Source organism: Isoptericola sp. Y541, assembly GCF_059445465.1.
In genome coordinates this window covers 28,794-53,734 of record NZ_JCAIUJ010000003.1, presented here as the reverse complement: position 1 = coordinate 53,734, position 24,941 = coordinate 28,794, and the positions used below count along the sequence as shown (strand labels likewise).

Annotated in this window: 24 protein-coding genes; 6 read left to right on the top strand and 18 right to left on the bottom strand. The window is 74.2% G+C overall.

Going from position 1 to position 24,941, the window contains the following annotated elements:
- Positions 1-30 precede the first annotated feature (30 nt).
- The 13 genes from hisI to AC1C2V_RS08580 all read right to left on the bottom strand — a co-directional run bounded on the left by hisI (position 31) and on the right by AC1C2V_RS08580 (position 15,654).
- Positions 31-480, bottom strand: a complete 450-nt coding sequence (gene hisI / locus AC1C2V_RS08640; protein ID WP_495389189.1) for a phosphoribosyl-AMP cyclohydrolase — start codon at positions 478-480, stop codon at positions 31-33.
- A gap of 79 nt (positions 481-559) precedes the next feature.
- Positions 560-2,359 (bottom strand): ABC transporter ATP-binding protein, encoded by a 1,800-nt coding sequence (locus AC1C2V_RS08635; RefSeq protein ID WP_495389188.1) that lies wholly within the window; start codon positions 2,357-2,359, stop codon positions 560-562.
- On the bottom strand, positions 2,356-4,323 hold the full coding sequence (locus AC1C2V_RS08630; RefSeq protein WP_495389187.1) for an ABC transporter ATP-binding protein: 1,968 nt from the start codon (positions 4,321-4,323) through the stop codon (positions 2,356-2,358). The genes AC1C2V_RS08635 and AC1C2V_RS08630 overlap by 4 nt, the downstream gene beginning before the upstream one ends.
- Positions 4,324-4,350: 27 nt before the next feature.
- Entirely contained in the window at positions 4,351-5,124 is a 774-nt protein-coding gene (gene hisF, locus AC1C2V_RS08625; protein ID WP_495389186.1) for an imidazole glycerol phosphate synthase subunit HisF, read from the bottom strand.
- 7 nt (positions 5,125-5,131) lie between these two features.
- Positions 5,132-6,109, bottom strand: coding sequence for an FKBP-type peptidyl-prolyl cis-trans isomerase (locus tag AC1C2V_RS08620; protein WP_495389185.1), 978 nt, complete (start codon positions 6,107-6,109; stop codon positions 5,132-5,134).
- 216 nt (positions 6,110-6,325) lie between these two features.
- Positions 6,326-7,687: a Pup--protein ligase gene (gene pafA / locus AC1C2V_RS08615; protein WP_495389184.1), complete on the bottom strand. Its 1,362-nt coding sequence runs from the start codon at positions 7,685-7,687 to the stop codon at positions 6,326-6,328.
- Positions 7,688-7,741: 54 nt separating this feature from the next.
- Positions 7,742-8,464, bottom strand: a complete 723-nt coding sequence (prcA, locus tag AC1C2V_RS08610; RefSeq protein ID WP_495389183.1) for a proteasome subunit alpha — start codon at positions 8,462-8,464, stop codon at positions 7,742-7,744.
- Positions 8,461-9,390: a proteasome subunit beta gene (gene prcB, locus AC1C2V_RS08605; RefSeq protein WP_495389182.1), complete on the bottom strand. Its 930-nt coding sequence runs from the start codon at positions 9,388-9,390 to the stop codon at positions 8,461-8,463. The genes prcA and prcB overlap by 4 nt, the downstream gene beginning before the upstream one ends.
- A 6-nt stretch (positions 9,391-9,396) precedes the next feature.
- Positions 9,397-9,594: a ubiquitin-like protein Pup gene (locus AC1C2V_RS08600; protein ID WP_495389181.1), complete on the bottom strand. Its 198-nt coding sequence runs from the start codon at positions 9,592-9,594 to the stop codon at positions 9,397-9,399.
- A 179-nt stretch (positions 9,595-9,773) separates the two neighbouring features.
- The gene (dop, locus tag AC1C2V_RS08595) at positions 9,774-11,501 is read right to left on the bottom strand and encodes a depupylase/deamidase Dop (protein ID WP_495389492.1); all 1,728 of its coding nucleotides are present in this window, start codon (positions 11,499-11,501) and stop codon (positions 9,774-9,776) included.
- A gap of 58 nt (positions 11,502-11,559) precedes the next feature.
- Positions 11,560-13,227, bottom strand: coding sequence for a proteasome ATPase (gene arc, locus AC1C2V_RS08590; RefSeq protein ID WP_495389180.1), 1,668 nt, complete (start codon positions 13,225-13,227; stop codon positions 11,560-11,562).
- A gap of 172 nt (positions 13,228-13,399) precedes the next feature.
- Positions 13,400-14,488, bottom strand: coding sequence for a tRNA (adenine-N1)-methyltransferase (locus AC1C2V_RS08585; protein WP_495389491.1), 1,089 nt, complete (start codon positions 14,486-14,488; stop codon positions 13,400-13,402).
- Between the two features lie 47 nt (positions 14,489-14,535).
- Positions 14,536-15,654 carry a site-2 protease family protein gene (locus tag AC1C2V_RS08580; RefSeq protein WP_495389179.1) on the bottom strand — a complete coding sequence of 373 codons (1,119 nt, stop codon included), beginning with the start codon at positions 15,652-15,654 and terminating at the stop codon, positions 14,536-14,538.
- A gap of 77 nt (positions 15,655-15,731) precedes the next feature.
- On the opposite strand from AC1C2V_RS08580, the gene AC1C2V_RS08575 reads away from it, so the two are divergent.
- Positions 15,732-16,649, top strand: coding sequence for a RecB family exonuclease (locus AC1C2V_RS08575; protein ID WP_495389178.1), 918 nt, complete (start codon positions 15,732-15,734; stop codon positions 16,647-16,649).
- Between the two features lie 9 nt (positions 16,650-16,658).
- On the opposite strand, the gene AC1C2V_RS08570 is transcribed toward AC1C2V_RS08575, so the two are convergent.
- The gene (locus AC1C2V_RS08570; protein WP_495389177.1) at positions 16,659-17,372 is read right to left on the bottom strand and encodes an HAD family hydrolase; all 714 of its coding nucleotides are present in this window, start codon (positions 17,370-17,372) and stop codon (positions 16,659-16,661) included.
- A gap of 85 nt (positions 17,373-17,457) precedes the next feature.
- On the opposite strand from AC1C2V_RS08570, the gene AC1C2V_RS08565 reads away from it, so the two are divergent.
- Together AC1C2V_RS08565 and AC1C2V_RS08560 are read left to right on the top strand one after the other, a co-directional pair.
- Entirely contained in the window at positions 17,458-18,390 is a 933-nt protein-coding gene (locus AC1C2V_RS08565) for a PAC2 family protein (protein WP_495389176.1), read from the top strand.
- Between the two features lie 78 nt (positions 18,391-18,468).
- Positions 18,469-18,717, top strand: coding sequence for a hypothetical protein (locus AC1C2V_RS08560; protein WP_495389175.1), 249 nt, complete (start codon positions 18,469-18,471; stop codon positions 18,715-18,717).
- Positions 18,718-18,742: 25 nt separating this feature from the next.
- Here the strand turns inward: AC1C2V_RS08560 and mshC are convergent, their stop codons facing one another.
- Both mshC and AC1C2V_RS08550 read right to left on the bottom strand, forming a co-directional pair.
- The gene (gene mshC, locus AC1C2V_RS08555) at positions 18,743-20,026 is read right to left on the bottom strand and encodes a cysteine--1-D-myo-inosityl 2-amino-2-deoxy-alpha-D-glucopyranoside ligase (RefSeq protein ID WP_495389174.1); all 1,284 of its coding nucleotides are present in this window, start codon (positions 20,024-20,026) and stop codon (positions 18,743-18,745) included.
- A gap of 60 nt (positions 20,027-20,086) precedes the next feature.
- Positions 20,087-20,959, bottom strand: a complete 873-nt coding sequence (locus AC1C2V_RS08550; RefSeq protein ID WP_495389173.1) for an undecaprenyl-diphosphate phosphatase — start codon at positions 20,957-20,959, stop codon at positions 20,087-20,089.
- A gap of 51 nt (positions 20,960-21,010) precedes the next feature.
- Here AC1C2V_RS08550 and AC1C2V_RS08545 point away from each other — a divergent pair, with 51 nt between their 5' ends.
- On the top strand, positions 21,011-21,976 hold the full coding sequence (locus tag AC1C2V_RS08545) for an aldo/keto reductase (RefSeq protein ID WP_495389172.1): 966 nt from the start codon (positions 21,011-21,013) through the stop codon (positions 21,974-21,976).
- On the opposite strand, the gene AC1C2V_RS08540 is transcribed toward AC1C2V_RS08545, so the two are convergent.
- On the bottom strand, positions 21,958-22,299 hold the full coding sequence (locus AC1C2V_RS08540; protein WP_495389171.1) for a primosomal protein: 342 nt from the start codon (positions 22,297-22,299) through the stop codon (positions 21,958-21,960). The two genes, AC1C2V_RS08545 and AC1C2V_RS08540, sit on opposite strands and share 19 nt — an antisense overlap.
- Before the next feature lie 73 nt (positions 22,300-22,372).
- Here AC1C2V_RS08540 and AC1C2V_RS08535 point away from each other — a divergent pair, with 73 nt between their 5' ends.
- Together AC1C2V_RS08535 and AC1C2V_RS08530 are read left to right on the top strand one after the other, a co-directional pair.
- On the top strand, positions 22,373-22,624 hold the full coding sequence (locus AC1C2V_RS08535) for a DUF5703 family protein (protein WP_495389170.1): 252 nt from the start codon (positions 22,373-22,375) through the stop codon (positions 22,622-22,624).
- Complete coding sequence (locus AC1C2V_RS08530; RefSeq protein ID WP_495389490.1) at positions 22,621-23,490, top strand: fructosamine kinase family protein; 870 nt, start codon at positions 22,621-22,623, stop codon at positions 23,488-23,490. The genes AC1C2V_RS08535 and AC1C2V_RS08530 overlap by 4 nt, the downstream gene beginning before the upstream one ends.
- Before the next feature lie 31 nt (positions 23,491-23,521).
- Here AC1C2V_RS08530 and AC1C2V_RS08525 read toward each other — a convergent pair whose 3' ends face one another.
- Positions 23,522-24,898 (bottom strand): M20/M25/M40 family metallo-hydrolase, encoded by a 1,377-nt coding sequence (locus AC1C2V_RS08525; protein ID WP_495389169.1) that lies wholly within the window; start codon positions 24,896-24,898, stop codon positions 23,522-23,524.
- Between the last annotated feature and the right edge of the window lie 43 nt (positions 24,899-24,941).

Sequence of the window (24,941 nt, the reverse complement as noted above, 5' to 3'; positions counted from 1 at the left end):
CGGGCGCGGGCGGCGTGACGGCGGGCGTGGTCACCGGTCCTCCTGGGTCGTGGCGGGCTGGGTCTCGTCGGGCTGGGTCTCGTCGGGGACGGCGTCGTCGGGCTCGGTGCCGACGACGGCGCCGAGGTCGCCCCCGGCCTCGAAGCAGGTGCGCGCACCCGTGTGGCAGGCGGCGCCGACCTGGTGGACGCGCACCAGCAGCGCGTCGCCGTCGCAGTCCAGGGCCACGGAGCGCACGTGCTGCACGTGGCCGGACGTGTCGCCCTTGCGCCAGTGCTCCTGCCGCGACCGGCTCCAGAACGTCACCCTGCCCTCGGTGAGCGTGCGGTGCAGCGCCTCGTCGTCCATCCAGCCGAGCATGAGCACCTCGCCCGAGTCGTGCTGCTGCACGATCGCGGCGACGAGGCCGTGCTCGTCGCGCTTGAGCCGTGCGGCGATCGCTGGGTCGAGGTGCGATGCGGGGAGGGTGGGCGTCTGCACCCGAGCATCTTGACACGCCCGCGCCGCCCGCCGGGCCCCTGTTCCGCCGCCGGCCGACGTCATCCTCGTCACGACCGCCCTACCGCGACTGCGCGACCCAGCTCGCGTGCATCCGCGCGTAGACGCCGCCCGCGGCGGCGAGCTCGGCATGCCCGCCCACCTCGACCACGCGGCCGTCGTCCACCACGACGACGAGGTCGCTGGCCTCCGCCGTCGAGAGCCGGTGGGCGATGGTCAGGGTCGAGCGGCCGGACGTCAACGAGTCCAGCGCCCTCGCGATCCGCACCTCCGCCACCGGGTCCACCGCCGACGTCGCCTCGTCCAGCACCAGCAGGTCCGGCGCCGCGAGGAAGGCGCGCGCGATCGCCACGAGCTGCCGCTCCCCCGCGCTCAGGGCCTCACCGCGCTGGCCGACCGGCGTCGCCAGGCCCTGCGGGAGCCCGGCCACCCAGTCGGCCAGACCGAGTGCTTCGACCGCTCCGGCGACGCGGGCCAAGGTCTCGACCGGCTCGACCGACGAGGTCGGCCGCAGCCCGTAGGCGATGTTCTGCCCGACCGTGCCGTCGAGGAGGAATCCCTCCTGCGGCACGAGCACCACGCGCTCACGCAGCGAGTCGAGCCGGAGGCGGCGCAGGTCGGTGCCGTCCAGCAGCACCTGCCCGTCGGTGGGGTCCATGAGCCGGGTGACGAGCTTGGCGACGGTCGTTTTGCCCGAGCCCGTCCGCCCGACGACGGCGATCTTGCAGCGCGCGGGCAGCTCGAGGTCCACCCCGTGCAGCACCTCCGGGCCGTCCGGGTAGGCGAACCGCACGCCGCGCAGCGTCACGGCGGCCGGGCCGCGCGGGCTCGCCACGGCGTCGGGTGCCTCGGCCACGTCGACGGGCGTCTCGAGCACCGCGAGCACCCGGCGCCACCCCGCCACCGCGTTCTGCAGCTCGTTGAGGATCTCGGTGGCCATCTGCACGGGCCCGGTGAAGAGCTGCACCAGGAAGAGGAAGGCCACCACCTGCCCCGCGGTGAGGCCACCGCCGACCCCGAGCAGCGTGCCCACCACGACCACCACGGCCAGCACCAGGTTGGCGACCAGCACGCCGCCCGAGAACACCGACGCCACCAGCAGCTGGGCGCGTGCCTGCGTCGAGCGGGTCTCCTCCACCGCGGCGTCGATCCGGCGGCCGGTGCGCCGGGCCACGCCGTAGGCGCGGACGGTCTCCGCCCCGACCACGGCCTCCGAGATCGTGCCGAGCATCGCGCCGACCGCCTGCCGCACCGCGGAGTAGGCCCGGTTCACCGTGGGCTGCGCTCGCCGCAGCACCAGGAAGAGCGGGACGAAGCACAGCCACACCACCAGGGTGAGCTGCCAGGAGTACACCGCCATGAGGGCGGTGGCCACCAGCACCTGCATGCTCGAGACGAGCAGCATGATGCCGCCCCACTGCACGAACAGCGAGATCGTGTCGACGTCGGAGGTGACCCGCGAGACCAGCGCCCCGCGTCGTTCGGTCCCCTGTGTCAGCGTGGACAGGTCGTGCACGTGGCGGAACGCCTGCACCCGCAGCGCCGCGAGGCCGGTCTCCGTGCTGCGGAACAGGCGGACGTTGACCATCGCCGTGCACAGCCCGGACACGATCACCGCCCCGCCCGCGAGCACCGTGAGGAGCACGACCCGCCCGCCGTCGGGGCCACCCGTGGCGAGGATGCCGTCGTCGATCGTGCGCTGCACGGCCACCGGCACCACGACGCGCCCGGCGGCGGCGAGCACGGCGAGGGCGAGGGTGAGCCAGATCCCGTCCACGATCTGCGGGGAGATCTGCACGCCCCGGCGCAACGTGGCGAGGACGCCCAGCTCGCTGGCGGTGGCGATCCGCGACCGGCTCACGGCACGTCCTCCCCCAGCGTCTCCCCCGCGGCGCGCTCGTCCGCGAGCTCCCGGGCCCGACGGGCCGTCTCGCGCTCGTAGGCCGTCGCGAGGTCGTGGTACCCGGGGTCGCGCGCGAGCAGCTCGCCGTGCGTGCCGACGTCGACGACCCGCCCGCCCTCGAGGTGCACGACGACGTCGGCCAGCGAGACGGACGACATGCGGTACGCCACCATGACCACCGTCGTGGCGGGCGCCCCGTCGTCGCCGTCGTCACCGCCCCGTGCGCGGGCCAGGGACCCGAGGATCTCGGACTCCACCCTCGGGTCGACTGCCGAGGTGGCGTCGTCCAGCACCAGCAGCCGAGGGCGGCGCACCAGGGCGCGCGCGATCGCGAGGCGCTGCCGCTGGCCGCCGGAGAGGTTCGCGCCCCGCTCGCCCAGCGGCGCGTCGAGCCCGCCGGGCAGCGCCCGCACGACGTCGTCGACCCGGGCGACGCGCAGCGCCTCCCAGACCGCGGCGTCGTCCGGCGTCGTACCCGTCCCGCCGACCCGATCTCCCTGGCCCTCGTCCTGGCCCTCGTCCTGGTCCTCGTCCTGGTCCCGGCCCTCGTCCTGGTCCGCCAGCGTCACGTTGGCACGCACGGTGTCCTCGAAGACGAACGTCTGCTGCGCCACCAACGCCACCCGCGTCGGGATCTCGCCGCCCGCAAGCTCCCGGACGTCGACGCCGTCGAGCAGCACCTGCCCGCGGCTGGGGTCGCTGAGGCGCGCGAGCAACGAGACGAGGGTCGTCTTGCCCGCCCCGGTGCTGCCGACGACGGCGACCGTGGTGCCGGGCGGGATGTCGAGGTCCACGCCGTCGAGCAGGGTGACCGTGGTGCCGGCCGCGGGGACGTCGACGCCCACCCCGGCCAGCCGCACCGCCAGGCCGCCGGGCCCGCCCGGCAGCGGTCGGGAGCCGGGGATGAGGGTGACGGGGGCGTCGAGCACACGGGCGATCCGGTCGTAGCCCACCAGCGCGCGCGGCAGCTCGCCCAGCACCCAGCCGAAGGCGCGCACCGGCACGGCCATGACCGTCAGCAGGTACGCGGCCGTCACGACGTCCCCGGCGTCCACCGCCCCCGACGCCGCGCGCCACGTGCCCACGCCGAGCACCGCCAGCGTCCCGAGCGACGGGAGCAGCTCGATGACCGGGTCGAAGAACGCCCGCACGGTGCCCACCCGCACGTTGGCCGCCCGCAGCTCGTCCGTGCGCTCGGCGAACCGCCGCTCCTCGCGGTCGGCGGTGCCCAGGGACTTGACCAGGAGCGCGCCCTCGAAGGACTCGTGCGCGACGTCGGCGACCTCGGCCCGCAGCTGCTGGGCGCGGGTGACCGCCGGCGACATGTACCGCTGGAACACCACGTTGGCGACAATCGCGGCCGGCACGACGACGAGGGCCGCGGCCGCAAGCCACACGTCGATCGCCAGCAGCATCGCCGTGGCCACCACGATCATGACCACCACGCCGAGCGCGAAGGGCAGCGGGTTGAACACGCCCGTGGCGGCCTCGACGTCCGCGCTCGCCGCGGACAGCAGCTGCCCGGCCGGGTGCGCCCGGTGCCACGACATGGGCAGCCGCAGGTACTGGCCCGACAGCCCGCGCCGGTGGTGCGCCTGGATCGCGGCGAAGCCGTAGCCGGCCCAGATGCGCCGACCCGCCACGCCGAGCGCGAGGGTGACGGCGACCGCGGCGAGGACCAGGCCGGCCAGCCAGATCCGGTCCCGCGCCGCCGGGTCGCCCCCGATGGCCGGCACCACGACGGCGTCCGTGGCCCAGCCCACCGCGCGGCTCACCGCCACGGTGGCCGCCCCGAAGAGCGCGGACGCCGCCACGGCCAGCACGTACAGGCGGGGCTCGGAGCGCATCCCGCGCCACACGAGCGTCGCCGAGCGACGCAGCCGCGACCCGGAGAGGGCTGCGGCCGGAGGTCTCCCGGTCATGGACAGCCGCTCGTCATCGACACCGGCTCACCGGCGGACCTCGATGCCCGCCGCCGCCAGCGCGTCCTTGACCTGGCCGACCGACAGCGTGCCGAAGTGGAAGACGCTCGCGGCGAGCAGCGCGTCGGCGCCGGCACGGGCGGCCGCGACGAAGTGGTCGGGGGTGCCCGCGCCGCCCGACGCGATCAGCGGCACGCCCACGCGCTCCCGGACCGCGGCGAGCATCTCCAGGTCGAATCCCGAAGTGGTGCCGTCGGCGTCCATGGAGTTCAGCAGGATCTCGCCCGCGCCGAGCTCGGCCGTGCGCTGCGCCCACTGGACGGCGTCGATGCCGGTGCCCCGGCGGCCGCCGTGCGTCGTCACCTCGTAGCCCGACGGCGTGACCGTCTCTCCCGTGACCCGCCGCGCGTCGACCGACAGCGTCAGCACCTGGCGCCCGAAGCGGGCCGCGATCTCCGCGACGAGCTCGGGGCGGGCGACGGCCGCCGTGTTCACGCCCACCTTGTCCGCGCCGGCGCGCAGCAGGCGGTCGACGTCGTCCGTCGACCGCACCCCGCCGCCCACCGTGAGCGGCACGAAGACCTGGTCCGCGGTGCGGCGCACGACGTCGATCATCGTGGCGCGGTCGCCCGAGGACGCGGAGACGTCGAGGAACGTGACCTCGTCCGCGCCCTCCCGGTCGTAGCGCGCGGCGAGCTCGACGGGGTCGCCGGCGTCGCGGAGGTTGGTGAAGTTCACTCCCTTGACGACCCGCCCGTCGTCGACGTCGAGGCACGGGATCACACGGACGGCCACGGACATGCGGGGCTCACTCTTCCTTCGTGTCGCTGTCGCCGGACTTCTCGTCGGGGCTCCCGCCGTCGTCGCCCTTGCCGGTCGACTCGTCCTCGGTCACCTGGAAGTGCGCGTCGAGGATGTCGACGACGTACACCAGCGTCTCGCCCGCGAGGTCACTGCTGGTGCCACCGTAGCCGAGGTCCGGGGGCACGACGAGCAGCACCTGGGACCCCGCCGTCTGCTCCACGAGGCCCTGGTCGAGGCCGTCGACGAGCTGCCCGATCCCGACCGTCGCGGACTGCGGGCGGGTGTCCGGCGTCCACGTCGTGTCGAACTGCTTCCCGTCGCTCCAGCGCACCGCGGTGAAGCGCATCGTCACGACCTGCCCCACCTGCACCTGCGGGCCCGTACCGCGCACCAGCGGCTGCACGCGCAGCTCCTCGGGCGGCTCCGCGTCCGAGTCGACCCGGACCTCCGGAGCCCCGTCGTCGCCCCGCTCGACCGTCGGGAGCCCGTCGGCTGCCGGCACGTCCGTCCCCGCCGCACGCGTCGGCAGCACGTCGACCACGAGGATCACGGGCACCTCGTCGTCCTCCTCGGCGAGCAGCATGCGCGCCCCCACCTGCTGGCCGCGGAGCGTGTCGTAGAGGTTGGAGCCGAGCGAGTCGGCCGACATCGTGTACCAGGCCGGCGCGTCGATGTATGTGGTGGAGATGACGCTGCCGTCCCGGCCGTCCTCGGCGTACATGTTGAGCAGCACCGGCTCGCCGTCCACGACGGGCTCGCCCGAGCCCGGCCACACGGTCCGGGCCCCGGAGCGCACCACGTCGTAGGGCTGCGTGTACTCGAGGGCGGGCGGCTCGCCCACAGCTCCCGACACCTGCACGGGCGCCACCGAGGGCGTCGACGTCGGCACCACGTCATTCAGCAGGGACGAGCTGCAGCCGCCGAGGACGAGGGTGCCACCGAGCAGCAGGACCAGCAGCAGTTTCAGTCGGCGGCGAAGCACCGCGACATCTTGCCATGCCCACCCGACGAACGATGTATCCGTTCACCCGAAAACCGTGCGCAAGGCGCCCACCAGAGGGCCTGTCGAGATTCGGCGGCCTCTCCGCGTGGACGTATCCCTCCCGAAGTGGAGGGCGCCCTGGCGCCCGTGAACGCGTCCACGCAGAGAGGCCGCCGGATCTCGACAGACCCGACCACCGGATCTCGACCAGCTCGACTACATGGACTCGATCAACCGATCGACCCTCTCGTCCACGTTGCGGAACGGGTCCTTGCACAGCACGGTGCGCTGCGCCTGGTCGTTCAGCTTGAGGTGCACCCAGTCGACCGTGTAGTCGCGGCGCGCCTCCTGCGCGGCGCGCACGAAGTCGCCGCGCAGCTTGGCCCGCGTCGTGGGCGGCGGCACCGCCGTCGACTCGAAGACCTCGAGGTCGGTCACCACCCGCTCGACCATGCCGCGCGCGGCGAGCAGGTTGTACAGGCCCTCGGTGCGGGAGATGTCGTGGTACGCCAGGTCGAGCCGGGCGATGCGCGGGTCGTCCAGGGCCAGGTCGTGCTTGGCCTGGTAGCGCTCGATGAGGCGCAGCTTGATGACCCAGTCCAGCTCCCGGTCCACCAGGGTCAGGTTGGACGTCTCCAGGGCGCGCAGCCCGCGCTCCCACAGCTCCAGCACCTGCTTGACGACGGGTGTCGCGCCCAGGTGCGCGTCCACGTGCTCGCGGACCCGGTGGAAGTACTCCCACTGGATGTCGACGGCCGTGGCCGTGCGGCCGTTGGCGAGCTGCACCGGGTGCAGCCCGGTGCGGTCGTGGCTGATCTCCCGGATCGCGCGGATCGGGTTCTCCAGGGTGAGGTCGCGCATCGGCACGCCGGCCTCGACGAGCCGCAGGACGAGGTCGGTGGCGCCCACCTTGAGCATCGTCGTCGGCTCGGCCATGGACGAGTCGCCCACGATGACGTGGAGGCGGCGGTAGCTCTCGGCATCGGCGTGCGGCTCGTCGCGGGTGTTGATGATCGGCCGTGACCGCGTGGTGGCGCTGGAGACGGCCTCCCAGATGTGGTCCGCCCGCTGCGACAGGCAGAAGACCGCGCCCCGCGGCGTGGCGAGCACCTTGCCGGCGCCGGTGAGCACCTGGCGCGTGATGAGGAACGGGACCAGCACGTCGGAAAGCCGCGAGAAGTCTCCCTGGCGGCGCACGAGGTAGTTCTCGTGGCACCCGTAGGAGTTGCCCGCCGAGTCGGTGTTGTTCTTGAACAGGTGCACCTTGCCGGACAGGCCCTCGTGCTCCAGTCGCTCCTGCGCGTCGGCGACCAGCCCCTCGAGGATGCGCTCGCCCCCGCGGTCGTAGGCGACCAGCTGGTGCACGTCGTCGCACTCCGCGGTGGCGTACTCCGGGTGGGAGCCGACGTCGAGGTACAGCCGCGAGCCGTTGCGCAGGAAGACGTTCGACGACCGCCCCCACGCCACGACCTTGCGGAACAGGTAGCGCGCCACCTCGTCGGCGGAGAGGCCCCGCCCGTCGTCCGCCGCGCACGTCACCCCGTACTCGGTCTCCAGACCGAAGATCCTGCGGTCCACGACGCCTCCCTCTGTCGGTCCTGCTCGACCCGTTCGGCCCTGCTCGAACCCGTCTCAGTCGCCGGGCTGCTCGAGCAGCCCGGCGAGCGCGGCGCCCTGCAGCCGGCGGAACGCCCGTCGCCGGCCCTCGCGCTCGAGCACCGCCACCTCGAGCCCCGCGGGTGCGATCTCCCGCTCCTCGCCGGGGGGGGCGACGGCGCCGTCGGCCCCCACCGCTCCGAGCGTGCGCACCGCCAGGGCCAGCACCTCCGGCAGCGTCATGACCTCGTGCCAGGCCTCTCCGACCCGTGCGGCCAGCTGCTCCGCCTGTCCGCCCATGACCACGTGCCCGTGCTCGTCGGCGACCGAGCCGTCGTAGGAGAGGCGGTAGATCTGGTCCTCGGCCGGGGTGGACCCCACCTCCGCGACGACGAGCTCGACCTCGAGCGGCTTGGATTCCGTGGTGAAGACGGTGCCGAGTGTCTGCGCGTACGCGTTGGCGAGGCCCCGCGCGGTGACGTCGGTGCGGTCGTAGGAGAACCCGCGCAGGTCCGCGTAGCGCACGCCGGCCACGCGCAGGTTCTCGAACTCGTTGTACTTGCCGACCGCGGCGAACGCGATGCGGTCGTAGATCTCGGAGATCTTGTGCAGCGCGCGCGACGGGTTCTCCGTGGCGAACGCGATCCCCCCGTCGTAGGCCAGCACCACGACGGACCGGCCACGGGCGATGCCCTTGCGGGCGAAGTCCGCCCGGTCCTTCATGAGCTGCTCGGGCGAGACGTAGAACGGCATCGTCATGCGTGCGCACCTCCCTGCGTCCCCTGCTGGCGGTTTCGCGGGGCGCCGCCGGCGGGCCGGTCGCCGTGCGCGGCCCGGTGGGCCGCGCTCCGCTCGGTCACGATCCGCTCGACCAAGGCGGCGAGCTCGTCGTCGCCCACCCGGCGCACGCCGTCGGCCGCGACGACGTTGACCACGGGCCAGATCTGGCGCACGGGGTCCGGGCCGCCGGTCGCGCTGTCGTCGTCGGCCGCGTCGTACAGCGCCTCGATCGCGACGCCCACGGCCGAGGTGGCGTCCAGGCCAGGCCGCCAGAGCTTCTTCAGGGCGCCCCGGGCGAACACGGAGCCGGAGCCGACCGAGTGGTGGTCGTACTCCTCGTAGCGCCCGCCGGTGACGTCGTAGCTGAACAGCCGGCCGTAGCCGCGGTCGAGGTCGTAGCCGGCGAAGAGCGGCACCACCGCGAGGCCCTGCAGGGCCATCGGGAGGTTGCCGCGGATCATCGTCGAGAGCCGGTTGGCCTTGCCGTCCAGGGAGAGCAGGGAGCCCTCGATCTTCTCGTAGTGCTCCAGCTCGAGCTGGAACAGCCGCACGAGCTCGATCGCGACGCCCGCGGAGCCGGCGATGCCGACCACCGAGTACGCGTCGGCCGCGAAGACCTTCTCCATCTCCCGGCTCGCGATCAGGTTCCCGGCGGTCGCCCGCCGGTCGCCGGCCATGATCACGCCGCGGCCCCCGTCGTCCGTGCCGAACGTGAGGGCGACGACGGTCGTCGCATGCGGTGCCAGCCCGTCGGCCGACGCCCCGGCTCCGCCGAGGGTGGCGCGGTGGCCCGGCAGCCGGTCGGGCGCGTGGGCGGCGAGGAAGTCCACGAACGAGGACGATCCCGGACGCAGGAACGCGTCCGGGAGCCGCCCCGAGCTGCCTGGGCTATCAATGGTGGCCATGGGCGATCACTGACCGCCCTTCTGCACGAAGCCGCGCACGAACGACTCGGCGTTGGTCTCGAGGACCTCGTCGATCTCCTCCAGCAGGGCGTCCACCTCGGCGTCCCGCTCGGACGCCTGCGGGGCGGCCGGGGCGGGGGTGCCCGCGTCGTCGTCGGGCGCGCGGTCCTCGTGCTGCGGGTTGATCCGTTCCTGACCGGCCATGGTCCGCCTCCTTTGCTGCTGCGGGCCCCCGGCGGGAGGCTCCGGGAGTGTCTCGCGATCGCCAGCCTATGCGCTGGGGCCGACAGCGCGCGCCGACGTCCGTGCCGGTTGCGCCCTGGGCTGAAAGAGACCACCCACGGGCGGGCCGTCCGCCCCCGCGGGCGCCTCCACCTGGGCGGTCATCCCTCGCCGCGCAGCCCCTTGAGCAGCGCGGCCGCGTCCGGGCTGGCGTCCAGGAGCGCGCCGATGTGCTCCCGCGTCCCGCGCGCGGGGTCGAGCATCGGGACCCGCTGCAGGGCAGCGGCGCCGGGGACGTCGAAGATCACGGAGTCCCAGCTCGCGGCCGAGACCTGGTCGGCGTAGCGCGCCATGACCTCGCCCCGGAACCAGGCGCGAGTGTCCGCGGGCGCGTGGTGCACCGCGTCCGCGACGCGGTCGTCGTCGACGAGGCGCTCCACGGCGCCCGACGCCACGAGCCGGTGGTAGATGCCCCGCTCCGGGCGCACGTCCGTCCACTGCAGGTCGAGGGCGCGCAGCCGCGAATGGTCCCAGTCCAGCCCGTCGCGGGAGCGCAGCCCCTCCAGCAGGCGACGCTTCGCGACCCACTCGACCTCGCGCGCGCACGTCGCCGGATCGGCGGCGAGCCGGCTCAGCACCGAGCGCCAGCGGTCCAGCACCTGCGCGGTCTCGTCGTCGACGCCCTCGACCCCCTCGCCGGTGCCCACGGCGCCGAGGGCGCGCGCCACGACGTCGACGTACGCCTCCTGGATCTCCAGCGCCGTGCGGCGGCTGCCGTCGGCGAGCTCCAGGCGGACGGTCAGGCTCAGGTCGCGCGACACCCGCTGCACGTCCGCGACCGGGTCGGCGAGCCGGAGCGCGGCCAGCTCCTCGCGCGCGGGGACGCCCGCCTCGGCCAGCTCCTCCAGGTGCTCGAGCACCCAGAGCACGAGCGAGGTGGTGCCGAGCTTGAGGAACGTCGCGACCTCGAACAGGTTGGCGTCGCCGATGATGAGGTGCAGCCGGCGCCAGCGTGCGCGGTCCGCGTGCGGCTCGTCGCGGGTGTTGACGATCGGGCGGCGCAGGGTGGTCTCCAGACCGACCTCGGCCTCGATGTAGTCCGCGCGCTGGGAGAGCTGGAAGCCCGGCTCGGCCCCCGTCGCCCCGAGGCCCACGCGGCCGGAGCCGGTGAACACCTGGCGCGTGACGAGGAACGGCGTCAGCAGCTCGACGAGCGTGCCGAACGGTAGCTCCCGGTCGACGAGGTAGTTCTCGTGCGTGCCGTAGCTGGCGCCCTTGCCGTCGACGTTGTTCTTGTACAGCACCACCTCGCCGCCGGGCACCTCCGCGAGCGCCCGCACCGACGCCAGCATCACCCGCTCCCCCGCGACGTCCCACAGCACGCCGTCCCGCGGCCCGGTGACCTCCGGCGAGGAGTACTCGGGGTGGGCGTGGTCGACGTACAGACGGGCGCCGTTGGTGAGGATGCAGTTCGCGGCGCTCGGGTCGTCGTAGTCCTCGGTGGAGGGCCGCTCGACGTCCTCCGGCTGCTGCCGGGCCGCCGAGCGCCCGGCGGCGCGTCCGCGACCCGACGTCCCGGGCGTGCCGCCCGCGGACGCGACCTGTGCCGACACGGGTCCCTCCCCGGCGGCTGCCGCGCCCGGCCCCGAGGGCGCAGGGCGCGACGGGTCGTCCGTGAGCAGCGACGGATGGGCGGACGCGCGCTGCAGGTGGAAGCCGCGGGCGTCCTGCAGCGGGTCCTCGTCGTCGTAGTCCCAGCGCGCGGGCGGGCGGGCGCCCGCCCGCGCCACCAGGGCGCGGTACGTCATGACCACCTGGGAGCTCATGAGCATCGGGTTGGCCATCGGCCGTCCCGGTGCCAGCACGCCGTACTCGGTCTCGATCCCCATCACGCGACGAACGCTCACGCCACCACCCTAGGGGTCCGGGCCCCTGGTGCGGCCGGGGCTACAGGTACTGGCCCGTGCTCGTCACCGTGTCGATGGTGCGCGGCGTACCGTCCCCGCCCTTCTTCTGGACGATCGTGCGGATGAAGACGATGCGCTCGCCCTTCTTGCCGCTGATCCGTGCCCAGTCGTCGGGGTTGGTCGTGTTGGGCAGGTCCTCGTTCTCCTTGAACTCGTCCACGCACGCGGACAGCAGGTGCTCCACGCGGATGCCGCGCTGCCCCGTGGACAGGAGGTCCTTGATGGCCGACTTCTTGGCGCGGTCCACGACGTTCTGGATCATGGCGCCGGAGTTGAAGTCCTTGAAGTACAGGGTTTCCTTGTCCCCCGAGGCGTACGTGACCTCGAGGAACTGGTTCTCCTCGTCCTCGGAGTACATGCGCTCGACGACGCTGCTGATCATGGCCTCGATCGCCTCGGACTCGCTGCCGCCGTGCTCCGCCAGGTCGTCCGGGTGGATGGGCAGCGCCGGCGTGAGGTACTTGCCGAAGATCTCCGTGGCGCCCTCGGCGTCCGGCCGCTCGATCTTGATCTTCACGTCCAGCCGGCCGGGCCGCAGGATCGCGGGGTCGATCATGTCCTCGCGGTTGGAGGCGCCGATGACGATGACGTTGTCGAGCCGCTCGACGCCGTCGATCTCGGCCAGGAGCTGGGGCACGATCGTCGTCTCGACGTCCGACGACAGGCCCGTGCCGCGGGTGCGGAAGAGCGACTCCATCTCGTCGAAGAACACGACGACGGGGGCGCCCTGGGTCGCCTTCTCCCGGGCGCGGGCGAAGATCAGCCGGATGTGCCGCTCCGTCTCGCCCACGTACTTGTTGAGCAGCTCCGGGCCCTTGACGTTGAGGAAATAGCTCTTCGCGCCGGGGTCGCCGCCCTGCGTGGTCGCGACCATCCCCGCGAGGGAGCTCGCCACTGCCTTGGCGATGAGCGTCTTGCCGCAGCCGGGGGGCCCGTACAGCAGCACGCCCTTGGGCGGGCGCAGGCCGTGCTCGCGGAAGAGGTCCGGGTGCGAGAACGGCAGCTCGACGGCGTCACGGATCTGCTCGATCTGCGGCCCGAGCCCGCCGATGTCCTCGTAGGCGATGTCCGGGACCTCCTCGAGGACGAGCTCCTCGACCTCGGACTTGGGCACCACCTCGTACACGAAGCCGCTCCGCACGTCGACGGTCAGCGCGTCCCCGACGCGCAACGCGGCGTCCGCGACCGACCCGGCCAGGCGGACCACCCGCTCCTCGTCGGCGCGACCGACCACGAGCACCCGCTCGGCGTCGAGCACCTCCTTGACGGTGACCAGCTCGCCGGTGCGCTCGTACCCGCCGGCCTCGACCACGGTCATGGCCTCGTTGAGCTTGACCTCCTGGCCCGGGCGGAGCGTGTCGACCCCGAGGCCGGGGCTCGCCTGCACGTGCATCTTGCGGCCGGCCGACGAGATGTCGACGCTGCCGTCCTCGTGCGCCGCGAGGAACGTCGCGTAGGTGCCCGGGGGCTTGGCGAGCTCGTCGATCTGGCCCTTGAGCTCGACGATCTGGTCGCGCGCGGCGCGGAGCGCCTCGGCGAGCCGCTCGTTCTTGGCGGCGATGAGAGCAAGCTGCGCGTCGTGGCTCGGCCCGGTGGGGAGCCCCGACGGCTCCGGTCGAGGCTCCGGTCGGACAGGGTAGTCGGTCATCGCATCCCCTCTCGTGCGGGCCGGGTGGCCGCCTCCCCGGGCGGGAAGGTGCCCCCGGACTAAGCACCCTAGACATCAACACGCACCCTAGACATCAACAAGGACGTCCGGGGGTTCATTTCACGGAGCGGTCGCGACGTTCACACGACCGAGACCTCCCGGTGACCGGGCCTCAGACCTGCTCCGGGTCCTCGCGGGGAGCTTCGAGGGAGACTTCGAGGGGTGCCTCGGGGGCGGCATCCGTCGCGTCGGGCGCCCCGTCCCCGGGAGCGACGCCGAGGTCGCGGCGCACCCGGCGGACCTTCTTGTCCGAGACGGGGCGTTCGCCCAGGGCCTCCTCCGACCAGGTCGCCTCCGGGCCGGGGTACGCGCCCTTCGAGGGGCGGCGGGTGCGCTCGGGAGGGGTGACGCCGTCCGCGAGCCGACGCGCCGTCACCAGGAAGCCCGTGTGGCCGATCATCCGGTGCTGCGGGCGCACCGCCAGGCCCTCCAGGTGCCAGCCGCGCACCATGGACTCCCAGGCCTGGGGCTCGGCGAACCGGCCGTCGGCGCGCAGGTCCTCGGCGGTGCGGGAGAGCTGGGTGGCCGTCGCGACGTAGCAGATGAGCACGCCGCCGGGCGCGAGCGCCTCCGCGACGGCGTCGGTGTTCTCCCACGGGGCGAGCATGTCGAGCACCACGCGGTCGACGGTGCCGGGGTCCGCGACGGTGGGCAGCACGTCGGACAGGTCGCCGACCGAGAGCCGCCACGCCGGGTGCGCGCCCCCGAAGAAGGACTCGACGTTGCCGCGCGCGATCGCGGCGAAGTCCTCGCGGCGCTCGATCGAGTGCAGCTCGCCGGCGTCGCCGACGGCACGCAGCAGGGACATGGTCAGCGCGCCGGAACCGACGCCGGCCTCGACGACGCGCGCGCCCGGGAAGATGTCGGCCATCTGCACGATCTGGCCGGCGTCCTTCGGGTAGACGACCGCCGCGCCGCGCGGCATGGAGAGCACGTAGTCGCTGAGCAGGGGCCGCAGGGCGAGGTACTCGATGCCGGCCGTGTTGGTCACGACCCACCCCTCGGGGCGCCCGATGAGGTCCTCGTGCCGGAAGTAGCCCTTGTGCGTGTGGAACGTGCCCTCGGGCTGCAGGGTGATGGTGTGCAGGCGCCCCTTGGGGTCGGTCAGCTGCACCCTGTCGCCCACGCGCAGAGGGCCCCGGCGCAGCTCGGCGCCGGTGGCCGTGCCGGCCGTCGAGTCGGTCGAGAGAGAGGTCGACATGTCGATCGGGCGGGGTGCGGGGTCGGCGGGAGTCACGACGGGCGAGTCTACCGGCGCAGCGCAGCCGCCACCCTCGCCACGTCCAGCACCCCGGTGACCCGGCCGCCCTCGACGACCGGCACCACGCGGGCCCCGGACGACGCGCGGGCCAGGTGGGTCAGCAGGTCGTTGCCCTCCAGGCCGGCCGCCACCGCGGAGCCGGGCGGGAACGGGACCACGACGGCCTCGACCGGGGTCATGCGCGCCTGGTCGGCGGGCACGCTGGCGGCGGCCGCGGGGTCCACCCAGCCCACCGGCTCGCCCTGTGGCCCGGCCACGGTCACGACCGCGCCGGGGTGGGCGGCCGCGGCGTCCGACACGCCGGCGACCGTCGTGCCGACCGGGACGACGACGGCGGGGACGGCCAGCCCGCGCGCGGACAGCCCCGCGACCTGCGCCCGCGAGTGCGCGCCCTTGATCGCCTCACCGGCCCCGGACCACAGGAACGCGCCGATGAGCGCCGCCCAGACGACCGTGACCCAGGAGGGCGACCGGCCGTCCTGCAGCGGCCATAGCAGCGCCCACGCGACGACGCCGACGGCGACCACGCGACCCACCCAGCCGGCGGCCACGGTGCCGCGCGTGCGGGAGCCGGTCGCACCCCAGACGATCGACTCGAGGATCTGCCCGCCGTCGAGCGGCAGGCCGGGCAGCAGGTTGAAGATCCCGACGAACGCGTTCGAGAACGCCCCCGCGAGCAGCAGCATCGACGGCACCGTCGCCGCGGGCTGGAGCTGGAACGCGACCCAGAATGCCGCGGCGAGGACCAGGTTGGTCAGGGGCCCTACGACGGCGACCAGCGCGCCGTCGAGGGGGCGCGCCCCGGCGCCCGTGTACGCCGTGTGCCCGCCCCAGAGCGTCACGGCCAGCTCGGTCACCTTGTGCCCGCGCGCTCTGGCCACGAGCGCGTGCGCCATCTCGTGCAGGAAGACGGAGGCGAACAGCAGCAGCACGAAGGCGAAGGCGACGACGAGCACGCTGGTGGTCGCCATCTGCGGGGAGAACCGGCTGACGGTGGGCGCGAACACCAGGGTGAGGACGACGGCGCCGAGGAACCACGAGGGGGTGACGAGGACGGGGGCGCCCGCGACGCGGCCGACCACCCATCCCCGGGAGCGAGAGGTCACGGGGCCAGGCTAGCCGCCGCACCGGGTGCGTCCTGGCGTGTCCGGGTGTGTCCGGAGCCGCCCGTAGGGTGACGCGCATGACGACGACCACGGGTCCCACGGCGCCCACGGCACCCGCAGCGCCCGCGGCGCCTTCCGTGCGCATCCCGGGGCTGTCGCCGTCTCGCGCGAACGACTTCATGCAGTGCCCGCTGCTGTTCCGCTTCCGCGTCGTGGACCGGCTGCCCGAGCCCCCGTCGTCGGCCGCGGCGCGCGGCACGCTGGTGCACGCCGTCCTCGAGCGGCTCTACGACGCCCCGCGCGGCGAGCGCACCCCGGAGGCGGCGGTGGCGCTGCTGCCGGGCGAGTGGCACCGCCTGGTCGCGGCCGAGCCGCGGTACGCCACGCTCTTCGAGCCGGGCGGCGACGCCGCCGGCACCACGCCCGAGGACTGGCTCGGGCGCGCGCGCAAGCTTCTCGGCACGTACTTCACGCTCGAGGACCCCAACCGGCTGGAGCCGGAGGCCCGTGAGCTGCGCGTCGAGACCCTGCTGGACGACGGTCCCGCGCTGCGGGGGATCGTGGACCGGCTCGACGTCGCGCCCGACGGCGCGCTGCGGGTGGTCGACTACAAGACGGGCCGGGCGCCCGGCCCGGGGTACGAGGCGTCGGCCCTGTTCCAGATGCGTTTCTACGGGCTCGTGCTGTGGCGCGAGCGCGGGGTGCTCCCGCGCATGCTGCAGCTCGTGTACCTCGGCGACGGCCAGGTGCTGCGGGCCGAGCCCAGCGAGCGGGAGCTCGAGGCCACGGAGGCCAAGGTGCGCGCCCTGTGGTCGGCGATCGAGGACGCGGCGCGCACCGGGGACTGGCGGCCGCGGCGCAGCCGGCTGTGCGGGTGGTGCGCGCACCAGTCGGTGTGCCCCGAGTTCGGCGGCGAGCCGCCCGTCGTGCCGGCGGAGGCGCTGCGCGAGCGGCTCGGGGTCGAGGTCGAGGCGGCTGCGCCCGTCACACCGTGACCGTCACCGTCACACCGTGAGGTCGACGACCTGCCCGGCGCCGATGCGCGCGATGGTGGCGACGTCCACCTTCTCCAGGGACGACACGCGGCTCAGGCCCTCCAGCCGAGGGACGGGCAGCACGGCCTCGACGCCGAGCGTGGTCACGCCCGCGGCGCGCGCCGACGCGATCCCCGTCGGGGAGTCCTCGATCGCGACGCAGGCGCTCGCGTCGACGCCTAGCCTCTCGGCCGCCAGCAGGTACGGCTCCGGGTCGGGCTTGCCCCGCGTCACCTGGTCACCCGTGACGATCGTGGCGAAGGACTCGGCCGGAGCCCGCGACACGACCTCCCCGGCCAGCTCGGTGTAGCTCATCGTCACCAGCGCGCAGGGCACGCCCGCGTCGGCCAGCGCGGTGAGGAGGTTCAGCGCGCCGGGCTGCCACGGCACCTCCACGCGCACCTGCTCGATCACGCGCCGCAGGAGCCGCTCGACGATCTCATCCACGGGGAGGTCGACACCGCCCTGGTCGCGCAGGATCGCCGCCGAGACCGTCAGGGCGTTGCCGACCATCTGCAGCGCCTGCTCGTCGCTCCACGTGCCCCCATGCTCGGCCACGAGCTCGTGCTCCGCCGCGATCCAGTACGGCTCGGTGTCCACGAGCGTGCCGTCCATGTCCCACAGGACCGCGGCCGGCAGGGTCGGGGCGGTCGGTTCCGGGGCGGGGGCGAGGGTCTCTGGCACCCCTCCATCGTACGGACCGGGCGCGCGCCCATTCCCCGCGTCCGCGTGACGTCGGGCACGCGCGGGCGCTGTATACGCTGGACGGATGACGACCGAGCCGGAGAACACCGGGCGCCACGCCGCACGGCAGACCGTGATGATCGCCGCGTTCGAGGGATGGAACGACGCCGGGAGCGCCGCGACCGCGGCCCTCACCCACCTGGCCGAGGTGTGGGACGCCCACCAGGTGCGGGAGCTGGACCCGGAGGACTACCACGACTTCCAGGTGAACCGCCCGGTCACGGAGACCGGGCCCGACGGGGAGCGCACGCTCACCTGGCCCACCACCACCGTCTCCGTCGCCGAGCTGCCCGACCGCTCCGTGGTGCTCGTGCACGGCATCGAGCCGTCGTTCCGGTGGCGGTCGTACTGCGCGGAGCTGCTCGACCTCGCCGCCGAGCACGGCGTGCGCACCGTGGTCACCCTGGGCGCGCTGCTCGCCGATGTCCCCCACACCCGCCCGATCCCGATGACGGCCACCACCGAGAGCTCCGGGCTGCAGGCGGTGCTCGACGTCGAGCCCAGCACCTACGAGGGCCCCACGGGGATCGTCGGGGTGCTGCAGCACGAGGCCGACCGGCGCGGGTTCCAGTCCGTGTCGCTGTGGGCGGCGGTGCCGCACTACGTCGCCAACCCGCCGTCGCCGAAGGCCGCGCTGGCGATCCTCACCCGGGTGGAGGAGCTGATCGCCGCCCCGGTGCCGCTGGGCGAGCTGCCCGAGGACGCCGAGGCCTGGCAGCACGGCGTCGACGAGCTCGCGTCGGACGACGCCGAGATCGCGGAGTACGTGCAGCAGCTCGAGGAGGCCAAGGACACCGCCGAGCTGCCCGAGGCGTCCGGCGATGCCATCGCCCGCGAGTTCGAGCGCTATCTGCGCCGCCGCGACGTGGGCGGCGACAAGGGCGGCGACAAGGGCGGGGACAAGGGCGGCGACAAGGGCGGGGAGGGCGACAAGGGGGACAAGGGCGACCGGGGCTAGGCCCACCCCTCCTTCATCCGACATCCTGACGGCGGTCTGGACGCCGAGCTCGACGGGCCGAGCCTGCACGCCCGCACCGTGACGAGCATCGAGGGTGAGACGTACTGGGGGGGTCGAGCTCGCGCCCTTTGTGTTCGTGGCGGCCTCGGCAAGAACCCGGCGCTCGGCGCCACGATCGCGCTGCCGGTGTGGTCCGGGTCGGTGCGGATCGGCGAGCGGTGGACGCCCGCGCCTGAGGTCGGGGAGCTCGAGGACTGGGTCGACGCCCTGGTCCGCACCGGGCTGCTGAGCATGGACGACGGCATCCGGGCGGACCCGGTCGCCTGAGCCGGGCGGGGCGAAGGCGCGGAGGCTAGAGCCGCACGCCCAGGAGGGCGTCGATGGCCCGGGCCAGCACGCCGGGAGCACCCTCGTGGTCGGACGCGGTGTCGCGGCCCTCCTCGAGCGAGCGGTCGGCCCAGGCGTCGACGGCCGCGAGCGCCGCCGGGCCGTCGAGGTCGTCGGCGAGCGCGGCGCGGACGGCGGCGAGCGTGCCGGCCGCGTCGGGGCCGCCGTTGCCGGAGACCGCGGTGCGCCACCGCTCGAGCCGCGCCGTGCCGGCGTCGAGGTCGGCGTCGGTCCACTCCCACTCGTCCCGGTAGTGATGGCCGAGCAGCGCGAGCCGGATCGCCATCGGGTCGACCCCCGCGTGCCGCAGCGCGGAGACGAACACGAGGTTGCCGCGCGACTTGCTCATCTTCTCGCCCTGGTACGCGACCAGACCGGCGTGCGCATGCACCCGGGCGCCGCCGCCGCCGAGCAGGCGGTCGTGGGAGGTGGACATCTCGTGGTGCGGGAACAGCAGGTCCGCTCCCCCGCCCTGCAGGTCAAAGGGCAGGCCGAGGCCGTCCCGGGCGATCACCGCGCACTCGATGTGCCAGCCCGGGCGGCCCGTGCCCAGGGACGCGCCGTCCCACGCGGGCTCGCCGTCGCGCTCGCGCCGCCACAGCAGCGGGTCGAGCGGATCCTTCTTGCCCTCGCGCTGCGGGTCGCCGCCGCGCTCGGCGAAGAGCGCGGCCATGGTCGCCGGGTCGAACCCGCCGACCCGGCCGAAGTCGGGGTCGGCGGACAGGTCGGCGTACACGTCGCCGAGGCCCGGGTCGTCGCCGCCCGCGCCCGGCTCGATCGGCACGCGGTAGGCGAAGCCGGCCTCCAGCAGCCGCTCGACGGCCTCGACGACGGCGGGCACCGACTCGACCGCGCCGGTCCAGGTGGCGGGCGGGACCATGCCGAGCGCCGTCATGTCCTCGCGGAACAGCGCGATCTGGTCGGCCGCCAGGTCCCGCCAGTCGACGCCGGTGGCCGTGGCACGCTCCAGGAGCGGGTCGTCGACGTCGGTGACGTTCGAGACGAAGGTCACGTCCTTGCCCGCGTCGAGCCACGCGCGGTGCAGCAGGTCGAACGCCAGGTAGGTGCTGGCGTGACCGAGATGGGTCGCGTCGTACGGGGTGATGCCGCACACGTAGTAGCGGGCGGACTCCCCGGGCGCCGGGTCCACGAGCCGTCCGGTGGTGCTGTCGTGCACCCGGACGGGGGTGCGGCGGCCGTCGGCCGGTTCGGGGAGCTCGGGGATCTGCGGGGCGGGCCAGGAACGCACGCGCCCAGGCTACCGGTCAGGTCACCGGGTCCGTCACCGGCAAGGTCACGGGCCGACCCGTCAGACGACGATCCCGCCGTTCGCCGTGAGCACCCCGGTGAGGAGCAGCACCACGACCACGGCCGCGAGGCCGAGCCGGTACCAGACGAACGGCATGAAGGAGTGCGTGGTGATCAGCTTGAGGAAGCCGATGATCACCACGTAGCCGACGACGAACGCCACGAGGGTGGCGATGAGGGTCGCGCCGGCCCCGGGCGCCCCGGGGGCGGGGTCGTCGCCGACCGACTTGGCGAGCTGGTAGAAGCCTGAGAGGAGGACGGCGGGGACCGCCAGCAGGAACGAGTAGTCCGCGGCGGCCTTGCGCGTGAACCCCATGAGCAGGCCCGCGGTGATGGTGCCACCGGAGCGCGACACGCCCGGGATGAGCGCCAGTGCCTGCGCGAACCCGAAGGCGACCGCGCGGCGCGGCGTCAGCTCGTCGAGCTTGCGGGTGCGACGCCCGATCTTGTCCGCCCAACCCAGCAGGAGGCCGAAGACGACGAGCGTCGTCACGGTGATCCAGAGGTTGCGCAGGTACGTCTCGATCTGGTCCTGGAAGAGCAGGCCGAGCACGCCGATGGGGATCGAGCCGAGCGCGATGAACCAGGCCATGCGTGCCTGCGCGTCGTGCGCGCCGAGGCGGGCCCGCCAGTCGCGGCCGTGGGCACCCACGAGCGAACGCCACCAGGCGACGCAGATGTCCCGGATGGTGCGGCGGTAGTACAGGAGCACGGCCGCCTCGGTGCCGATCTGGGTGATCGCGGTGAACGCCGCCCCGGGATCGCTCCCGCCGAGCAGCTCCCCGACGATGCGCAGGTGCGCGCTCGAGGAGATCGGCAGGAACTCGGTCAGGCCCTGGACCAGGCCGAGCAGGATCGCTTCCCAGGCATTCACGGGCGGTCACACTACCCGGGCGCAGAGGGTTTGCCGGTAGCCTGGCCCGCCATGGAGCGTCGTCAGGTGGGCCGCACGGGCCTGCGCGTGTCCGAGCTGGGCCTGGGGACGATGACGTGGGGGCGGGACACCGACGACCTCGACGCCGGGGAGCAGCTGCGCGACTTCGTGGACGCGGGCGGGAACCTCGTCGACACCGCCGCCACGTACGGCGACGGCGACGCCGAACGCCTCATCGGTTCCCTCCTGGACGTGAAGGTCGCCCGCGACGAGCTGGTGCTGTGCACCAAGGGCGGCGTGCGCGCCGGCCGCTCCGGGGCCACCGTCGACGCGTCCCGGGCGGGGCTGCTCGCCGACCTGGACGCGTCCCTGGCCCGCCTCGGCACCGATCACGTGGACCTGTTCCTGGTCGCCTGCCCCGACCCGACGACGCCGCTCGCCGAGACCGTCTCCGCACTGCGCCTCGCCGTCGCGTCCGGCCGGGCCCGCTACGTCGGGCTCTCCAACCATCCCGGGTGGGCGGCGGCCCGCGCGGCGACCCTGCTGGAGGCCGACGCCACCGGCCTGACCGCCCTGGAGCTCGAGTACTCCCTGCTGCAGCGCGGCGCCGAGCGCGACGTGGTGCCCGCCGCCGACGCCCTCGGCCTCGGCCTGCTGGCCTGGTCCCCGCTGGGCCGTGGCGTTCTCACCGGCAAGTACCGGCGGGCGATCCCGGCGGACTCCCGGGCGGCGTCCGCGCACCTCGCGGCCTTCGTCGACCCCTACCTGGACGCGGCCTCCTCGTCGGTGGTCGAGGCAGTGGCCACCGCCGCCGACGGGCTCGGCCGCGCACCGCTCGAGGTGGCCCTCGCGTGGCTCCTCGCCCGTGACACCGTCGCGAGCGCGATCGTCGGCGCCCGCACCCCGGCGCAACTGCGCGCGTCCGTCGCGGCCCTGGACCTCGACCTCCCGGGCGAGGTGCACGCCGCTCTCGACGACGTGTCCGCCCCCGAGATCGGCTACCCCGAGCGCTGGTAGGCCTGGCCGGGGGGCTCCACCTCGGCGCGGTCGGTGGCACCTTCGAGATCGGCGTCGAGGTCGTCCTCCTCCTCGTCGCCGTCGTCGTCCTCGTCGTCGTCGTCCTCGTCGCCGTCGTCCTCACCGTCGTCGAGGAAGAAGGGCGTCACCTCGGAGTACACCTGGGCGAGCGCGTCCTCGTAGACCTCGAACGCGTCGGCCAGCACCTCGTACGCGTCGTCGACCGCCGGGTCGTCGTCCCCCCTGCGGGTCGACACCGCGTGGTAGTGCGCCTCCAACGCGGCGACAAAGCGGTCCAGCGCGGCACGCGGGTCTGCGGTCATGCTCTGACGGTAGCGCCCCGGGGGCACAATGGGCAGACAAAAACCGCCCGCGAGCACTTCGGGAGGACGGCGGATGGCTTCGATCCCGTCGACGACGCAGGCAGGCGCGCGCTCCGGCGCGACGTCCGCCTGGCGCAAGCACGGACAGTACGAGTACCGCGTGCTCACCATCGACCGGGGCACCAGCGTCCCGGACGCACGCAGGATGCTCACCGAGGAGGCCGAGTACGGCCGGTGGGAGCTCGCCCGCACCCGCCTCTACATGGGTGGCGAACGCCGGGTGTGGCTGCGCCGCAAGATCATCAAGGTCACGCCGACGTTCTGACCTCGACCGCACCGGTCGAGGAGGACGCGCAGGTGACAGCAGACGACAGCGGGCGACAGCAGGGGCAGGTGACGGGCATGGCGGAGGCCTTCCGCAAGTCCCGCCCCGACGCTCCGCCCGGGTTCTTCGACACGGAGGCCGCCGGCCTGCGCTGGCTCGGAGTGCCGGGCGGCCCGCGCGTCGCCCGGGTCCTCGACGTCGGTGCCGGGCACCTCGACCTCGAGCGGGTCTCGGCGGCGCGCCCGACGCCCAGCGCCGCACGCGACCTCGGGCGCCGGCTCGCCGTCCTGCACGACGCCGGGGCGGACGGCTTCGGCGTGCTGCCGCCCGGGGCGGTCCGCGGGTACTTCGGCCCGCTGGACGACCCGCTGCCCATGGTCGCCGGCACGTGGGGCGACTGGCCGGCGTTCTACGCCCACGCGCGGCTGCGCCCGGTCGCCGCGCAGGGGCGCGAGCGCGGCGTGCTCACCGCGCAGGACGCTGCGGCGTTCGAGCGCGTGTGCGGGCGGCTCGGCGCGCTCGCCGGCCCAGCTGCACGCGAGGCGCCGGCGCGCGTGCACGGCGACCTCTGGTCGGGGAACGTCCTGTGGGCTCCCGGGCCGGCGTCCGCCGCCGAGGCGGTGCTGATCGACCCTGCGGCGCACGGCGGGCACCGCGAGGCCGACCTGGCGATGCTCGCGCTCTTCGGCGCGCCGCACCTGGACGAGATCATGGCCGGCTACGAGGCGGCGCACCCGCCGGCGCCGGGCTGGCGCGACCGGGTGCGCCTGCACCAGCTGTACCCGCTCGCGGTGCACGCCGTGCTGTTCGGGGGCGGGTACGTGCAGCAGACCCGCCACCTGCTGGCCCGGCTGGGCGCGGCCTGACGCGCCCGTCGTGTGCGGTCGTCCGCGGCCGTCAGCAGGTGCGCAGCAGCCGGTCCAGCACGCGCGTGCCGAAGCGCAGCGAGTCGACCGGGACCCGCTCGTCCACGCCGTGGAACATGCCGGCGAAGTCGAGGTCCCCGGGTAGCCGCAGCGGGGCGAACCCGTAGCCGGTGATGCCGAGGCGCGACAGGGACTTGTTGTCCGTGCCGCCCGAGAGCGTGTACGGCAGCACCACTGCCCCCGGGTCCTCCGCCAGAAGGGAGGCGACCATCGTGTCGACCAGGTCGCCCGAGAACGGCACCTCGAGGGCGGTGTCCTGGTGGATCGGCTCCACCCGCACGCGCGGGCCGGCCAGCTCGCGCAGGGTCGCCATCCCCTCCTCCTCGTGCCCCGGCAGCAGCCGGACGTCGATCGCGGCCTCGGCGCGGCCCGGGATCACGTTCGCCTTGTACCCGGCCTCGAGCTGGGTCGGGTTGGAGGTGTTCCGCACCGTGGCGCCGACGAACTTCGCCGCCGGGCCCAGCGCCGCCACCAGCGCGTCCACCGCGTCGGGGTCCTCGGCATCGAACCGGAGGCCGGTGAGGTCGGACACCCCGCGCAGCAGCTGGTCCACGGTGGGCGTGAGCGTGGAGGGCCAGCTGTGCTGTCCGATGCGCGCGACCGCCGCGGCGAGCTCCGTCACCGCGTTCTCGTGGTTCACCTGGGAGCCGTGCCCGGCCCGCCCGTCGGCGACCAGGCGCAGCCACGCGAGGCCCTTCTCCGCCGTCTGCAGCAGGTAGGCGCGCCGGCCGCCGACCTCCACCGAGAAGCCGCCCACCTCGCTGATCGCCTCGGTGGCGCCCTCGAAGAGCTCCGGCCGATGCCGCACGGCCCACTGCGCGCCGCGGACGCCGCCCGCCTCCTCGTCGGCGAAGAAGGCGACGACGACGTCGCGCGCCGGGCGGCGTCCCTCGCGGGCCATCTGCCGCACCACGGACAGGATCATCGCGTCCATGTCCTTCATGTCCACCGCGCCGCGACCCCACAGCAGGCCGTCGATCTCCTCGCCCGCGAACGGGTCCACCGACCAGTCCTCGGCGGCGGCGGGCACCACGTCGGTGTGCCCGTGCAGCACCAGCGCGGGCCGCGTGGGGTCGGTGCCCTCGAGCCGCGTCACGACCGAGGTCCGGCCGGGTTCCGACTCGAACAGCTCCACCTCGAGACCCACCTCGGTGAGCAGCGCGGCGACGTGCTCCGCCGCCCGCCGCTCCCCCGGCCCCTCGCCGTTGCCGTAGTTCGACGTGTCGATCCGCAGCAGGTCCTGACAGATCCGCGCGACCTCGTCCTCGGCGCTGGTCGGGGCGGTGGGCGGCACGACAGGGTTGCCCGTCGGTCCGGTCGTCGGGCGGGTCGTCGGCTCGGTCGTCATGCGGCCCACCGTAGTCGCCGCACCGCCGGGACGAGCCCGGACC

Bases quoted from the DNA above. Each gene is read 5' to 3' on its own strand.
- AC1C2V_RS08630 (WP_495389187.1), bottom strand. From the start codon at position 4,323: ATGACCGGGAGACCTCCGGCCGCAGCCCTCTCCGGGTCGCGGCTGCGT.
- hisF (WP_495389186.1), bottom strand. From the start codon at position 5,124: ATGTCCGTGGCCGTCCGTGTGATCCCGTGCCTCGACGTCGACGACGGG.
- prcA (WP_495389183.1), bottom strand. From the start codon at position 8,464: ATGACGATGCCGTTCTACGTCTCGCCCGAGCAGCTCATGAAGGACCGG.
- prcB (WP_495389182.1), bottom strand. From the start codon at position 9,390: ATGGCCACCATTGATAGCCCAGGCAGCTCGGGGCGGCTCCCGGACGCG.
- AC1C2V_RS08600 (WP_495389181.1), bottom strand. From the start codon at position 9,594: ATGGCCGGTCAGGAACGGATCAACCCGCAGCACGAGGACCGCGCGCCC.
- dop (WP_495389492.1), bottom strand. From the start codon at position 11,501: ATGGGGATCGAGACCGAGTACGGCGTGCTGGCACCGGGACGGCCGATG.
- arc (WP_495389180.1), bottom strand. From the start codon at position 13,227: ATGACCGACTACCCTGTCCGACCGGAGCCTCGACCGGAGCCGTCGGGG.
- AC1C2V_RS08585 (WP_495389491.1), bottom strand. From the start codon at position 14,488: ATGTCGACCTCTCTCTCGACCGACTCGACGGCCGGCACGGCCACCGGC.
- AC1C2V_RS08575 (WP_495389178.1), top strand. From the start codon at position 15,732: ATGACGACGACCACGGGTCCCACGGCGCCCACGGCACCCGCAGCGCCC.
- AC1C2V_RS08565 (WP_495389176.1), top strand. From the start codon at position 17,458: ATGACGACCGAGCCGGAGAACACCGGGCGCCACGCCGCACGGCAGACC.
- AC1C2V_RS08545 (WP_495389172.1), top strand. From the start codon at position 21,011: ATGGAGCGTCGTCAGGTGGGCCGCACGGGCCTGCGCGTGTCCGAGCTG.
- AC1C2V_RS08540 (WP_495389171.1), bottom strand. From the start codon at position 22,299: ATGACCGCAGACCCGCGTGCCGCGCTGGACCGCTTTGTCGCCGCGTTG.
- AC1C2V_RS08535 (WP_495389170.1), top strand. From the start codon at position 22,373: ATGGCTTCGATCCCGTCGACGACGCAGGCAGGCGCGCGCTCCGGCGCG.
- AC1C2V_RS08525 (WP_495389169.1), bottom strand. From the start codon at position 24,898: ATGACGACCGAGCCGACGACCCGCCCGACGACCGGACCGACGGGCAAC.